Origin of the sequence: Acinetobacter sp. 479375, from assembly GCF_000581715.1 — a bacterium.
Taxonomy (GTDB): domain Bacteria; phylum Pseudomonadota; class Gammaproteobacteria; order Pseudomonadales; family Moraxellaceae; genus Acinetobacter; species Acinetobacter ursingii.
Genome location: NZ_JEZN01000003.1, coordinates 16,908 through 32,065 on the forward strand (window position 1 = coordinate 16,908; position 15,158 = coordinate 32,065).

General features: G+C 40.3%; 9 protein-coding genes. 6 read left to right on the forward strand and 3 right to left on the reverse strand.

The genetic code is table 11. The features are described from left to right. The first annotated feature begins 3 nt into the window (after positions 1 to 3). The 3 genes from J500_RS03760 (at position 4) to J500_RS03770 (ending at position 4,046) form a co-directional block, all read left to right on the forward strand. Complete coding sequence (locus J500_RS03760) at positions 4 to 2,661, forward strand: sensor histidine kinase (RefSeq protein WP_004998196.1); 2,658 nt, start codon at positions 4 to 6, stop codon at positions 2,659 to 2,661. A 10-nt stretch (positions 2,662 to 2,671) separates the two neighbouring features. Further along, positions 2,672 to 3,376 carry a response regulator gene (locus tag J500_RS03765; protein ID WP_004998194.1) on the forward strand — a complete coding sequence of 235 codons (705 nt, stop codon included), beginning with the start codon at positions 2,672 to 2,674 and terminating at the stop codon, positions 3,374 to 3,376. Between the two features lie 112 nt (positions 3,377 to 3,488). After that, the gene (locus J500_RS03770; RefSeq protein WP_004998192.1) at positions 3,489 to 4,046 is read left to right on the forward strand and encodes a DUF2799 domain-containing protein; all 558 of its coding nucleotides are present in this window, start codon (positions 3,489 to 3,491) and stop codon (positions 4,044 to 4,046) included. A 69-nt stretch (positions 4,047 to 4,115) separates the two neighbouring features. Here the strand turns inward: J500_RS03770 and coq7 are convergent, their stop codons facing one another. Both coq7 and J500_RS03780 read right to left on the reverse strand, forming a co-directional pair. Then, complete coding sequence (gene coq7, locus J500_RS03775; protein WP_004998190.1) at positions 4,116 to 4,751, reverse strand: 2-polyprenyl-3-methyl-6-methoxy-1,4-benzoquinone monooxygenase; 636 nt, start codon at positions 4,749 to 4,751, stop codon at positions 4,116 to 4,118. A 4-nt stretch (positions 4,752 to 4,755) separates the two neighbouring features. Continuing rightward, on the reverse strand, positions 4,756 to 6,075 hold the full coding sequence (locus J500_RS03780) for an MFS transporter (RefSeq protein WP_034698290.1): 1,320 nt from the start codon (positions 6,073 to 6,075) through the stop codon (positions 4,756 to 4,758). 166 nt (positions 6,076 to 6,241) lie between these two features. Here J500_RS03780 and J500_RS03785 point away from each other — a divergent pair, with 166 nt between their 5' ends. From J500_RS03785 to J500_RS03795, 3 genes are all read left to right on the forward strand, one after another. After that, positions 6,242 to 8,995: an autotransporter assembly complex protein TamA gene (locus tag J500_RS03785; protein WP_004998184.1), complete on the forward strand. Its 2,754-nt coding sequence runs from the start codon at positions 6,242 to 6,244 to the stop codon at positions 8,993 to 8,995. 23 nt (positions 8,996 to 9,018) lie between these two features. Further along, positions 9,019 to 13,536: a translocation/assembly module TamB domain-containing protein gene (locus tag J500_RS03790; RefSeq protein ID WP_034698293.1), complete on the forward strand. Its 4,518-nt coding sequence runs from the start codon at positions 9,019 to 9,021 to the stop codon at positions 13,534 to 13,536. 153 nt (positions 13,537 to 13,689) lie between these two features. After that, on the forward strand, positions 13,690 to 14,895 hold the full coding sequence (locus tag J500_RS03795) for a tyrosine-type recombinase/integrase (RefSeq protein ID WP_034698296.1): 1,206 nt from the start codon (positions 13,690 to 13,692) through the stop codon (positions 14,893 to 14,895). On the opposite strand, the gene J500_RS03800 is transcribed toward J500_RS03795, so the two are convergent. Then, positions 14,892 to 15,158, reverse strand: a complete 267-nt coding sequence (locus J500_RS03800; RefSeq protein ID WP_228130664.1) for a helix-turn-helix domain-containing protein — start codon at positions 15,156 to 15,158, stop codon at positions 14,892 to 14,894. The two genes, J500_RS03795 and J500_RS03800, sit on opposite strands and share 4 nt — an antisense overlap.

Here is a 15,158-nt window from a genome sequence, read left to right on the forward strand (position 1 = left end):
AATATGACCACAGCACGTGAAGATCAGGCTTCGGCATTACTGAATCATGTTCAGCGCTATCAGGCAGGGCGTTTGACCGTTTTTTTAGGAGCGGCTCCGGGCGTTGGTAAAACCTATGCCATGTTAAGCCGTGCGCACGAATTATCGCGCCAAGGTGTTGATATTACAGTTGGTATTGTGGAAACTCATGGTCGGGCTGAGACCATTGCCTTAACTGAAGGTTTAAAAATATTAGCACGTAAAAATATTCTTTATAAAGAGCAATATTTTGATGAAATGGATCTGGATGCCATTTTAACCTTGCGTCCTACGATAGTCCTCGTTGATGAGCTGGCACACCGTAACATTCCCAATAGCCGTCATGAACGGCGCTGGCAGGATGTAAATGAGCTGTTAGATGCTGGCATAGATGTATTTACCACCATGAACATTCAACATCTGGAAAGTTTGAATGACGTGGTTTATCAGTTGACAGGGATTCGGGTTTCAGAAACCGTGCCAGATCGGGTGTTTGACCGTATTCGGGATATACGCCTGATCGATTTGCCCGTAAATGAACTGATTGAACGCTTGCAGCAGGGTAAAGTTTATCTGCCTGATCAGGCGCAATCGGCTTTACAACGTTTTTTTAGTATTCAAAATTTGACAGCTTTACGTGAATTGGCGATGCAATTCGTTGCAGAGCATGTCGAGTCGGATTTGAGAGAAACTTATCTTGCGCAAGGCACGCGTTCAATTCCGTTAAAAAATGAGATGATGGTCGCGATTGATGGACGAGGTCAGTCAGAATATTTAGTACGAGCAGCCAGTCGTTTTGCTGAAAAACGAGCATTGTCATGGACGGTAGTACATGTGGCTCAGGAGAGTTTTTACGCCGATCAAAAAAAATATGCGCCTGTTCAGTTGGAAGTCGAACAGGCATTTCAATTGGCACGTCAATTAGGGGGGAGAACCGAAATTTTATATGGTGTTAAAGTGGCTCAAACATTGAATGATGCGATTCAGGAAAAATCAATTTCATCCATGATTTTGGGTTATCACCCATCTACAGGCTTAAAACCACTTTTTAAAAGACCGCTTCATTCCATTTTATTAGAAAACAATCAGCGACTTGAAGTGGTGTTGCAACCTTTAAGTGATAGCATTAATCAAAAGCCATTAGGGCAAGATGTTTACTTCTCTTTATTGAGCTTAAAAGAAATTTTCTTCATTTTGATGGTGACATTTACAAGTATTATCTTGGCAAGAATAGCGGAAGTGTATGTCGGAGTCGATGATTTATCGATTATTTTTATCGTGGCTGTATTATTGGTTGCAACCAAGACACGGATGTTGGCAGCGGTAATTACCGCCATGCTTTTTTTCTTTGCCTATAATTTTTTCTTTATCGAGCCGCGTTTTACTTTCCAGATTTCAGCTCATCAAGGCGTTGTCACCGTTATTGCCTACTTAGCTGCGGCGTTGATAGCCAGTCGTCTTGCATCACGCTTGCGGCAACAGGTATTGTCACTTCGGGCAGCGAATGCCTTTAGCAGTCGTATGCAGGATGTCACCGCACGATTATCCAGTGCAGTTCATTTAGATGATGTTATTCAGATTGCACAAACCGCTTTTCAACAGCAGTTTAATTTTCCTGTCTGGATCATGATTGCACAAAATAACATGATTCATTCTGATCGAGAATTAAACGACAAAGAAAGAATTGCAGCGGATTGGTGTTTAAAGCATCAACAAGGCTGTGGCAAATATACCGATACACTTAGCCAGATTGACTGGTGGTTTATGCCGCTTTTAGCTCAGAAACAAAATTTGGGGGTATTGGGACTAGATTTAACTCAGCAGCGAATTGCTTTGAATGTGGAGCAAAAACGCCTGATCGAATCGATGGTCGAGCAAATTGCCCAATCCATGTTGCGTACTCAACTGGTAGACGAACTGGAACAAGCGAAAATTATGGGTGAGACCGAGCGACTTCGTTCTGCATTACTTTCATCGGTTTCACACGATTTACGCTCACCTTTGGCGTCGATGATGGGTTCGGCCGATACCCTTAAAAATTATCACTCTGCTTTGTCTCAGGAGGATCAGGATACATTGCTTGATACGATTCGTCTTGAAGGTGAACGGCTGGATCGCTATATTCAAAATCTATTGGATATGACCAGACTGGGCCATGATGGTCTCAAACTAAATCGTGACTGGATTGGTCTGGATGAACTGATAGGTTCAGCAACTCAACGGCTAAAACGCTATATGCCTGAGATCAAGATTGATATTCAGCGGGCAGAGCAACCGATAGAACTATATGTGCACCCTGCCTTGATTGAACAGGCAATTTTTAACGTGCTGGAAAATGCCGCAAAATTTTCTCCTGTAGATCAGCCGATTCAGGTGCGTACTCGAAAATGGGATGATCAGACGCTACAAATTGAAATAGAAGATCGGGGTGTTGGAATCCCCGAAGATGAACGTAATCGAATCTTTGACATGTTTTATACGATGGAACGTGGAGATCGGGGACGCTTTGGAACAGGGCTTGGACTTACCATCGTCAAAGCAATTATTGGTGCTCATATGGGTGAAATCACAGCGACAACAGGTAGCGATCAACAGGGAACACTGATTAGAATACGTTTACCTATTCATCCAGAACAAATATGAATTAAAAAAAATGAATCAGACTCTACAAAGTTCCGTTGAAACGCGCATCGTGGTGATTGATGATGAGCCACAAATCCGAAAATTTCTGGACATTGCCTTACGTGCACAAGGCTACAAAACGATACTTTGTGAAATAGGGATGAAAGGATTGGAGGTACTTGCAACTCAAGGAGCCGAATTGGTAATTCTGGATTTGGGTTTGCCTGATCTGGATGGTCGGGAAGTATTGCAGGAGCTGAGAACTTGGTCGAATGTGCCAGTTATTGTATTGTCTGTCCGTGCTGATGAGCAGGAAAAAGTTGCTTTGCTTGATGCAGGTGCAAATGATTATATGACCAAGCCCTTTAGTGTGCCCGAACTTATGGCGCGGATTCGGGTTGTGCTACGTTCGCAGGCTACAACTGGGGTAAAAGATCAGATTGATTTTGATGATCATCATTTAAAGGTTGATCTGGCGCAGCATCAGGTTTTTATTCAGGGAAATTTGATTAATCTGAGTCGTAAAGAATTTCAACTTTTGGCGTTATTATTAAAACATCGAGGGCAACTCGTGACTCAACCACAATTGCTTAAAGAGCTTTGGGGGCCAACGCATCAGGAAGATACGCATTATCTTCGAATATTGGTGGCAAAGTTGCGTAGTAAACTAGGGGATGATGCATTACAACCTAAATATATAGAAACGGTAGCTGGTGTGGGATTGCGATTTATATAAACGATGTTTATTTTTAAAACAACTATTGAATCGTCTTATAAAGTTTGACTGTGAATGATGTCATACTTGTTCATTCATTAAATATATCTCATAAAATGTGTGGCTCGGGTTAATGATGAAAATAACAATTTTAGGTCTGGCGATTGTGCCTGTTTTACTTTCAGGTTGTGCCGCAATGAGTCTGGATGAATGTAAAACAGCAAATTGGGTAGCAGTTGGTGAAAAAGATGGTTCGAATGGGCAGGAACGTCGGCTAGATCAATATTATAAAGCCTGTTCAAAAGCGGATATCAAGCCAAATCAGATTCAATATGAACAAGGCTATCGCAAGGGGCAAACATACTATTGTCAACCCGAGAATATTTTTTATGAAGCGCTAAAAGGCAATGGTAATTATCAAGTTTGTCCTGTAGAAACTCGTGGTCAATTAAGAAGTTACGATCAGGCTGCACGAGAGTACTATAATGCTGAACGAGATTATCAGCGTTATCAGGATAATTTCAAAGAATATTCACGCAAATCTTATGATGACAAACTTAAACCAGAAGATCGTGAGCGATATCGCAAACTCCTAAAGGATCTGCAAAATGATTCTGACCGAATTAATCGTGACTATCGTGATGCGATTCGAGATCTGGAAAGGTTTAAATATCAACATGGCTTGAAATAATCAAAAAGCTCTCTCAAGTTCATTGAGAGGGCTTTTTAGATTCTTTAGTTACTTATTTAATTGATTAAATTAAACATAATAACTGGTCTTGGTCATCAGCTTTGAAATTGCAGTCATGGTGATTTTGACAGGAAAAGGTAACTCAACACCACCTGCATTTAGTGCGGTATCGCGATGATGCAATTCATCTTCATTCATTTGCTCTAAAATACGCTTTGAACGTTCATCATAAGCGGGTAATTGATTTAAATGATCGATCAAATGTGCACTCACTTGACGTTCAGTTTCCGCAACGAAGCCCAAACTATATTTATCACCTGCAATACCTGCAATCGCACCCATGCCAAATGAAAGGCCGTACCAGATGGGGTTGAGTAAACTAGGGACGCTATCTAGCTCTTTTAAGCGATCTTCACACCAAGCCAGATGATCTTGTTCCTCAATTGCGGCTTGTTCCATTTCACGGCGTACATTGGGTAGTTTTGCAGTGAGCGCCTGACCATGATAAAGCGCTTGCGCACAGACTTCACCACTATGATTGACTCGCATCAAGCCAGCGACATGACGCGCATCACTGACTGTTAGCGGCGCATCAGTTTGTTCGGCTGGGTTGCTGCGATGCGCCGCAGTTGCTCCAGGAACTAAACTTCTTAATGCTTGATCGAAAGAGTTGATCAATCGGTCGATACCCGTATAGTGACGCATGGAATTAATCCTCCAGAGAATCATGTGCTGAATTTAACATGGGTGGTAACTTACGCAGTAACCAAACTGAAAAAATAGCACTCAAGACAGCCGTAATAATAAAAAGAATTTTAATGTCAATTTTTAAAATACTTAAAATAATAATTGAAAATACTGCTGATGACACCATAAATACAGCATTCAAAATATTGTTTGCAGCGACAACGCGCGCGCGATGCGAACGCGGTGAATAAGCTTGCATCATGGCATAGAGTGGCACAATATAAAATCCACCGCTAACCCCTAACAACGTGACGGCAAGCATGACATGATAATACACCGATCCAGAGGTAAACATCTCTTTTAAAGAAAGTAATTCCCCTGTTTTTTCTGGGACAAACGCCAGACTCGCAGCCAGATAAAAAGCAAAGACTGTTAGACCAATTGCACCAATTGGCACCATTTTGATATTCAGTTCGGATCCACCAATTTTTCGGCACAGTAATGAACCTACTCCAATCCCGACTGAGAAAAAAGTCAGAAGGAGACTCACAACATTTTCCGAGGCATGTAAATTTTGTTGAGTCAGTTGTGGAATTTGCGTCAGGTAGGTTGCGCCATAAAACCAGTACCATGAATTACCCAGTAAAATCGTAAAAATTAAAGGAATACTTTTGGCATATTTGATGGTTTGAAAACTGGTTCTAAAAAAATTCCAGTCAATTTTTAAATCAGGTTCAGCAATTTTTTGCGGCAGAATAAAGCGACTACACATATAACCAATCACTGCAATGCTGACTACGGTGATGCTAATCCAAGTCAAATTACCATGGGACGAAGAAATCACTGCTCCACCCAAAATCATACCCAGCAAGATCGCAATCGATGTTCCAGATTGAAATAAGGCATTGCCCGACATCAATTCATTGGGCTTTAAAATCTCAGGCAAAATCGCGTATTTGATCGGGCCGAAAAAAGTGGAATGTACGCCCATCAAAAATAAAGCCACCATTAACAGAAATAAATGTCCTGTTATAAAGCCAACTGAACCAATCAGCATAATGATAATTTCAAGAATCTTAATCGCACGAACCAGACTGGCACGTTCATACATATCTGCAATTTGCCCAGCAGTGGCAGAAAAAATAAAATACGGCAAAATAAATAAAAGTGCTGCAAGGTTGTTTAAGGTACTTACACTGGCAGATTGTTGGCTGATCAGTCCATATGTAATGACAAGTAGCAACGCCTGTTTATAAACATTATCATTCAACGCACCGAAAAACTGCGTTAGAAACATAGGTAAAAATCGACGCGATGTCAGAAGGTTGCTGTCATTTTTCATTTTTTAAAACTTCATTGCGATTTATTAAGAAATGTGATGAATTTGTTAAATCACCTTGAAAATCATGTATGATATTTTTGACGGTTGATACATTGAAAAATCAATTGATTTCCGTGTATTTATATACATTAAAGCGATTCCGATTAAAATAAGCCTAGAGTTTTACATGCTTGCGAATATTAAATTTAGACATACAACTCTTGCCCAATCTGTACGTTTTATTTTAAATGTGCATGATATCAATAAATTCATCTGTTCAAGCATGCTGTTGAGTTTATATTTTTCGCCTGTTGCTCATGCTGAAAGTATTTCAGATACCTCTATTTCTTCAAGTTTAAGTCAAAGTCTTCAGTCAGAAATAGCCAATACTCAACAAAAAAATAGTACTGATGCTGTAGCCATTCAACCCGATCAGACTACATCTAGCAATCCTCAGCATGTTGCTGATTTGTCTTCGGTCAATTCTTCTCAGAACCTATCTCAACAAGATAGTGAGGCTTTATTACAACAACAAGAACAAGCTGGAAATAAAATTGAGGCATTTAAACCGATAGAATTTGAAGACCTACAAGATATACCTGAGACACAAGTTGATGCCAATATGGCCAACGAAATCTTTAAGGTGGCGGAAGAAGCCAAACGAGAAGCTGCTAACGCTAGAAATGGGACATCCAAAGTTGCAGAAACGGGTGTTAGCGCCCCAACAGCGCAGGAGCTTGCCCAAATTAATCAAGCGCCTGTGAATGTTGATAGCTTAATGCAACACATTCAATCTGATCAGAAAATTACGGTTGAAGCGAATAGTTCAGGACGTTCGTTAAATGATATTGCTGAAGTGCATGCCGATAACCAAGATGAAAAAGTCGGTTTTTTTCGGCGCATTCTTTATAAAATTAGACCTTCTCGTAGTTTTAATACAGCTAAAGCTGATCCTCGGATTAGTGCAGAAGTGGTCGGAGCACCTGCTGACTTGGCAGCAAATATTAGCGCCAAATTATCTAGTTATACTCAGGAAGCCTTTGGTGACTTTAATGCAGCCTTACCTCAATTACGCAGTTTAAGTAATCAAGCTGCTCAGGCTGTGGGCTATTACAATGCCAAGTTTAATTTTGAAAAAATCAGCGATAGCAAAGTCAAAGTTACCGTGACGCCAAATAATCCAGTTAAAGTTGAAGAGCAAAATATTGAGTTTTCTGGAGCAGGCGCAAACACTCCACAATTTCAGGTCATTCGTTTAGTACCAGATCTGGATGTCGGTGATATTTTAAATCATGGTAAATATGAACAAACGAAAAGCCGTATTGTAGAATCAGCTTCAGATAATGGTTATTTTGATGCTTATTGGCGTTTACATGATGTCAAGGTGAAACAACCAGAAGACACCGCAGCGATTAATTTAAAGTACGAAACAGGTGAGCGTTATAAGCTGGGCAATGTCGAATTCAGAATGAGTGACCCATCGAAAAAATTACCATTAAAAATGAAAGTTCTGAAAAGTATGACGCCGTGGAAAGATGGTGATGATTATGCTTTTTGGCGTGTGAATACATTAGCCAATAACCTGACCAATTCGCGTTATTTTAATTATACCTTGGTCGATACCATTAAACCTGATCCAATTGAAAAGCCATTGGAATTACCACCTGACTTACAAGAATTGGTTGATCAGCAAAAAATTGAAGAACAGCAAGTGGCTTCCTTGCAAAAAGCGGATGCAAAATCTGGTCAAGAAGTCACGCAAAATGTAGCTGATGAAACTCAATTTGCGGGGACTCAGTCAACTGATCAGCAAAGTGAAAAATCACAAGTTGAACAACAAAAGATGCAGCAACGTGCTTCTGAAAATGACCAACTACAGGCTCAGGCACGCGAAGAAAAGAAAGTGCCTGTCATCGTGACCTTAAATGCCGATCGTTTAAACAGTGTGGAAACAGGTATTGGTTATGGCACAGATACTGAATTTCGTATTCGAACTCAATACCGACGCGCCATTGTAAATAGTTTGGGGCACTCTTTTGACGCTAACCTTGAACTATCGAAGATACGTCAGGCCATAGATGGGCGTTATAGTATTCCCTATAAAGATCCAATTAATGATTATATTAATCTGGTTGGTGGATATGAGCGCGAAGATCGTGATGACATCGGCCCTGATGTGAGTCTAGAGACTGAATCTGCGGTATTTGGGGCAGAACGCATCATCAAAAATCCGCTAGGAGGATGGCAACATAGTTTTGGTTTTCGCTATCGACTGGATCGCTTAACTCAGCATGGTGTTGTGGATAGTGATGATATTCCTGATGCATTTAAAGTCCCGGGTTCGGATGCAGAACAAGAAGCTTTATTGTTCGGATATGAACTTTCAAAAACAACGAGCAATAGCAGCATTAACCCAACGCGCGGGTTTAAACAAAGTTATAAAGTTGAGTTGGGGAGTGAGTCACTATTATCCGATGCCAATATGGCTATTTTAACCGCGGGTTGGCGTTTTATTTATTCCTTGGGTGAAAACGATGATCATCAATTTGTCGGACGTTCTGATTTAAGTTATATCTTTACCGATGATTTTGACAAAGTTCCTTATAATTTAAGATTTTTTGCTGGCGGTGACCAAACCATACGTGGTTTTGATTATAAAAGTCTTTCTCCAGAAGAATATGGCTATAAAGTCGGTGGGCAAGGACTGGCTGTTGGTTCACTTGAATATAACTACCAATTTAAGGATGGCTGGCGCGCAGCGTTATTTTCAGACTTTGGTAATGCTTATGATGAAAAATTTAAAAATGATACGGCTTATAGTGTAGGCGTGGGGATTCGCTGGAAATCACCTATTGGTCCAATTCGACTGGATGTTGCATCAGGTATTTCCGATGATAATCATCCAATTCGATTGCATTTCTTTATTGGTTCACAACTTTAAAATAAATTTGACTCAGGAATATTATGGCTGACGTAGAACAACCGGCTACTCCTACACCTCCTAAAAAGCGTCGCATTCTGAGAAATGCACTTTTGACGCTGCTCATTGTTATTGTATTTTTAGTGGCTGCTTTAGGTGTGATGTTTACCACAGATCGGGGCAGTAAGTTTCTGCTAGATCGGGTCATGGAGCGTCAACATATTCTGAGTTATGATTACGAAGGCGGGAATCTTTTAAAAGGTATTATTTTAAAAAATATTTGGGTGAAACTAAAAGATCTGGACGTCAAAATTGACAAAGCTGATGTGTCTTTGGGCTGGCGCGCAATTTTGAGTAAAGAGATACACCTAAGACGTGCAGATGTGCGTAATTTACAAATTATTAGCCATTCTCCACCGAGTAATGAACCTTTCAAATTTAGTGAAATTAAATTGCCATTTGTGTTACGACTGAATGAGGCTGAAATTGATCATCTAGTGATCCAAACCGTCAAATCGAAAGTCGATTTTCATGATATTTATCTTGAGGATGCAGTTTGGTCTGGGACAGAACTAAAATTCGAAAATTCCCGTATGAATATGGGCTACCTTGCGGTAGACAATGCCACAGGAAAAATGACATTTAATGGTAAATATCCTCTAAATGCGCGTGCAGATTTAATTATACCTTCGTTAAAAAGTTTAAATATTGATACGATTAAAGTCGCGGCAAACGGAAGTCTAGACACCATAAAAGCGGGCGTTGCAACCAATACCCCAGATTTGCTGACGGGTTGGGTGGTGGTTCATCCTGTGCGTGAGGGCGTGCCGATGTTTGGTCAGCTTAATTTTAAAAATTATCACTGGCCATTACTCATAGAGCAAAAATTATTTTCTAAGGATGGTACGGCCAAGTTTAAAGGAAATGTAGACAAACTGGATCTGGATCTGGCAACCGACTTAAAGGGCGAAAATATTCCAGAAGGTCAGTACACCTCGTTAATGTCTACCGATCTGGTTAATGGTCTCGATATTCATGACTTTAATGGTCAACTCATGCAGGGTTTTGTGAGCTTAGCAGGACATGTTGGCTGGCATGATCACGTCACTTGGGATGTCAAAGGACGTCTGAATCATCTTAATCCAAAAGATAAAGTGATCCCTCAAGCAATCGTCGATTTTTTACCGCCATCGTTGGATGCCAATATCGCATCAGCCGGTTCACTCGGAAAAGGGACGGCGCTGACCGCAAATCTTGATTTTGATAAATATGAATCATGGCAGGGTAAGCTTAATCAGGCTCAGACTACACCAAAAAAAGCATCGCAACAAAACGTTCAACCGATGATTCTGGATGTTTCATGGAAAAATATTGATCGTGCCATGCCTTATATTGGTTGGTTAGATAGCGATGAAGGACAGGTCAATTTGGCCTTGGTGGAAGGTAAACAAGATATCCATGTCGCGACCAATGTACGTACGCATGAACAAGCGACGTTGCCTGCGGGTCAATATGAAGCGCGCTTGAATTTAAAAGATAATATCTTGAATGTTCCTGCATTTACCTATCAGTCGCTTCAAAAAGGTAGTTTGAGTGGTCAGGCTAAAGTTGAACTGCCATCAGAAAAGCGTCAACTTAAATGGAATGCTATTTTAAATGCGAAAGACTTTAATCCACAAACGATTACTACTGCTGCGCCTGTAAATTTGCTCAATGGTGAAATCAAGGCAAATGGATATGCCAAGCCGAATCAGCAGATTATCCAATTTGATGCGATCTCATTAAAAGGTCGTATGGCAAATTCTACTCAAAATGAAATGATCGAGCTGACTGGAAAAAGTACTGCTGCAATCGTTTTTCATGATGAAAAATCGGGTGGTGGATTTAAAAGTTTTGCAGTTCACTATGATGGTGGTCTAAATGCATTTAATCAGGGCAAAGGCTTACTCAAGTTTAATATTTCAGGAACGCCAGATTTTATAAAAATTGCTGAATTACAGCACAATGGTGTTGCGGGTAAAATTTTTGCATCAGGTTCAGTCAATTTAAAAAATGCAATTGGTTGGGATATTAATGCTTCACTGGTTCGTTTTAAGCCGCAATATTTTGTTTCTAGTGTTAAAGGTGAGCTCTCTGGTAACTTAAAAACTCAAGGACTCTGGGCTGAAAACTCCAAACGAATTAATATCGAAAAACTCAACATGGCGGGCTTTTTAAATAACAAAATCGTTCGTGGTACGGGTAATCTATCGATGATAGTGAACTCTAACCAAAAAGGATTTTTACCACAGCAATTTGAGGCAAATAACTTATTCTTGGCCTATGGTAAAAATCAGGTACAGGCTTCTGGTAATGCACAAAACTTACGTTTGAAGGTCAATGCACCTGCCATGTATGAACTTTATCCTGGATTACGTGGTCGTACTTATGGATATTTGAATGTTCAGGCTCAACCAAGACTAAAAGCGACTGCAAATTTGGTGGTCGATAACTTTGGTTTTGGTGATATTAGTGTCAAAAAAATACAAATATTGGGAGAACTCCCAACTTCTGACACCACACCAACGTCATTAAAAGCGACGCTAGATGATTTGCATCGTGGTGGACGTCAGATCCAATACGCAGGTATAACCTTGTCAGGTACGCGTAAAGCACATCTGGTTCAGTTACAAGGCTGGAACTACTATTCAAAATTTTATGTGCAACTGGCAGGTGGTTTTAACCAAAATAATGACTGGCTTGGACAAATTCAACAGGGTATTTTTGACTCGCGCCGTGCTGTATTAAAACAGCAGCAAAATGCTGCGGTTATTTATAGCACAGGCAATCAGGAATTATTTGTTGGACAGCATTGCTGGGCTAGCCAAAATAGTCAGCTTTGTCTGGATCAGCCTTTAAGAGTCAGTAAAGCACGAGGAAATCTTTCAGTTGTAACCCGAGATTTGGATTTAAATGATTTCGCAGCATTTATGCCAGAAGGTTTAGCCATTACAGGTAAGCTCAATGGCTATGCTAAAGCATCTTGGGCAAATGGTGCTCAGCCCAAACTCGACGCGCAATTAATCACTCAAAATGGTGAAATTGGATTGGCTGCTACCGACCCTCAAGATCCTGCATCGACTTTAAGTTATGATCAGCTCAGTGTGATTGCCAAAAGTGTCAGTCAGGGCCTATTGTTAAGATTAGATGTCAAAACACCAGAAATTGGTACAGGCTATGCCAAAGTCATTATTAATCCTTATCAAACCCCTATGCCAATGAATGGTGAAGTGGCCTTTGATAATGTACAACTTAAAGTGCTTAAACCTTTCATTAGTGATGTCCGTTCAATGAATGGAACTTTAGCACTGGCTGGAAAGATTAATGGAACTTTGACTCAGCCCCAAATTACAGGTGATTTACGTCTAAAAAATGGTTCGATTAGTATGATGTCATTGCCTGTCAATCTTACTAATATTCAATTGTATTCGGCGATCCGTCAGGACAACGCTACAATTAATGGAGCGTTTAATAGTGGGCGTGGCGTTGGACAACTGACAGGAAATATCGACTGGAAAAATGATCCACGTGTTCAATTAAATTTGAAGGGTGATAATCTACTTGTTCGTCAAGCACCATTGATTACCGCGATTGTCAATCCAGATGTATCGATGGATGCCTATCCGCTAAGTAAACGTCTGATCGTAAATGGGAAAATAGATATTCCTCGTGCTTTAATCTCTATGCCAGAAGCAAGTGAACCTGTGGTGGCAGTTTCATCTGATGTACGGGTTGTTAGAGATGGACAGGATCAACTTGCGATTTTGAAAGCAGCTAAACCATGGGATATTCGAGCAGATGTGTCGGTCAATATTGGTAGTGAAAGAGTGATCTTTCAAGGCTTTAATAGTCGAATTCCTTTGGTGGGTCGTCTCAATTTATCGCAACGCGGACTTGAAACTGCGCTACGCGCAAGTGGTGCAATTGGTGTTAGCCAAAAAGTTAAAATTGAAGCGTATGGACAAAGCCTAGATTTAAATCGCGCGATTGCTCGTTTTAACGGACCAATTTCTAATCCGACATTAGATGTTGATGCCAACAAATCTGTTCAAGGCAGTACAGTGGGTGTTCGTGTTACAGGTACCGCCGCTGTACCTAATATCCAGATTTATAATGATGCAGGTTTATCGGAGCAGGAAGCTCTCAATGCACTGGTGACAGGTCGTATCAATGAGGGTAATAGTGGTTTAAGCAACACAGCGGGCTTTAAATCAGATGTCAACAACACGATTGCCGCAGCAGGGATCAGTATGGGTTTAGGTGGCACTCGTGCACTTACCAATCAAATCGGACGGACCTTTGGCTTAAGTGGTTTGGCATTAGACGCGCAGGGTACTGGTGATGATACACAGGTGAGTCTAACGGGTTATATTACTCCTGACTTGTTTATTCGCTACGGCGTAGGTGTGTTTACACCTGTGAATAAATTAACTTTACGTTACCAAATGAATAAACGTCTTTATCTAGAAGCCAGTCAATCTTTGGAACGTGCAATCGATTTGTTCTATAACTGGCGTTTCTAATTTTGTATAGAATAGGTATTTTATAAGCAATTGTTTTTAAATGTCTATTTTTGAATTTATTCTACATTTTAAATTAAGGTGTAGACTATGTGTAGACTGTTGAGTGATTTCAGGATTAAAATGCAAGTGTCGAATTTGTAGATTAAGTCTGAAATGAAACTCAACAAGTCTAATGTTGATGCTATTGTATTGACTGAAAAAGGGCAAGCCATCTATCGCGACTCAGACCTAATTGGTTTTGCAGTCCGCGCCACAACAAAAAGCAAATCATATATTGTTGAACGTAGACATGAAGGCAAGCTCTTTAGAGTTACGCTCGGGAAAACAAATGAAATAACACCGCTCGAAGCTAGAAAAAGGGCTCAAACTGTTTTAGCGGAAATTGCCAATGGTGTTTTTGAAAAAAAGAAAGATACCTTAAACAACGAAATGACCTTAAGTCAGGCTTTCGACATGTACCTAAAGCAAAGAAAGCTAAAGCCGCTTTCCGTGAATACTTACAATCACTGCATCAACACATTCCTTTCAGACTGGAAAGAACGACCTATATTTGAAATCAACAAAAAAGATGTATTTGACCGGTTTATTAAACTGACCGAATATAGCCCCACTCAAGCCAACCTTACTTTAAAAATGTTCGGGTCTATCTGGCGCTTCGCTCAAATCCATTGCTCAACTGATGAAAATCCAATTCTTAAACAAAACCCGGTTGATGTGATTCCTGCAAAGCGTGGATGGAATAGGGCTAAAGCAAGAACGAGGCACTTAGATGAAACAAACATTCATACCTATTATAATGCGGTCTTAAATTACTATACCGAACGATCTTTGTATGAGGATGCAAGTAAGAATGCCACAAGGGATCTGGTCTTATTCATCATGTACACAGGCTGCCGACGCAACGAAGCTCAAACATTGAAATGGGAAAATGTGGACATAGAGAAAGGGTTATTTGTTTTTAAAGATCCTAAAAATGGGGATGACCACTTACTACCGATGGGTGATCATCTTTTTGAAATCATTAAACAGCGCTATGAATTAAAAAATAATGAGTACGTTTTTCCGGGTTCGAGCATGATTTCCAAAGCTAAACATATATCTGGTGCGCATGGTTTGCTTAAAACACTTGCGGAACAGACAGGTGTTGCTATCTCACTACATGACTTACGAAGAACATTCGCCACTATTTGCAATAATCTTGATTATGGACCATACACCATTAAGCGCCTACTTAATCATAGGTCGGGCGCAAAAAATGATGTAACTGGTGGTTATGTTCAGGTATCAATTAAAAAATTACGGCTTGCAATGAATGATATCGAAGCTGTTTATCAGGGTAGGCTCAATTGCTTCGACTAAGAAGCAAGTTGAGCTGTATTCATTACTGTTTGCTTCTGCTGAAACCTGAGCACATCTGCTTTCTTATATGCAACGCTGCGACCCACTTTTGAGTAAGGAATTCCACCGCCGGTGCAGCGCAGCCTTTGAAGTGTATGTGTTGAACATGCTAAGTAAATCGCAACATCTTCTTGAGGGAAAAGTTGTTGCTCTGGTGCAGTTAGAAACCGATTCAAACGATCATCTTTATCTTGTTGAGTCATTTCCTCTAATCTAATTTTCAC

What these genes read in the sequence shown, in the direction of transcription:
- J500_RS03765 (WP_004998194.1), top strand. Translation starts at nt 2,672, where the DNA reads ATGAATCAGACTCTACAAAGTTCCGTTGAAACGCGCATCGTGGTGATT.
- J500_RS03795 (WP_034698296.1), top strand. Translation starts at nt 13,690, where the DNA reads ATGAAACTCAACAAGTCTAATGTTGATGCTATTGTATTGACTGAAAAA.
- J500_RS03780 (WP_034698290.1), bottom strand. Translation starts at nt 6,075, where the DNA reads ATGAAAAATGACAGCAACCTTCTGACATCGCGTCGATTTTTACCTATG.
- coq7 (WP_004998190.1), bottom strand. Translation starts at nt 4,751, where the DNA reads ATGCGTCACTATACGGGTATCGACCGATTGATCAACTCTTTCGATCAA.
- J500_RS03785 (WP_004998184.1), top strand. Translation starts at nt 6,242, where the DNA reads ATGCTTGCGAATATTAAATTTAGACATACAACTCTTGCCCAATCTGTA.
- J500_RS03790 (WP_034698293.1), top strand. Translation starts at nt 9,019, where the DNA reads ATGGCTGACGTAGAACAACCGGCTACTCCTACACCTCCTAAAAAGCGT.
- J500_RS03770 (WP_004998192.1), top strand. Translation starts at nt 3,489, where the DNA reads ATGATGAAAATAACAATTTTAGGTCTGGCGATTGTGCCTGTTTTACTT.
- J500_RS03760 (WP_004998196.1), top strand. Translation starts at nt 4, where the DNA reads ATGACCACAGCACGTGAAGATCAGGCTTCGGCATTACTGAATCATGTT.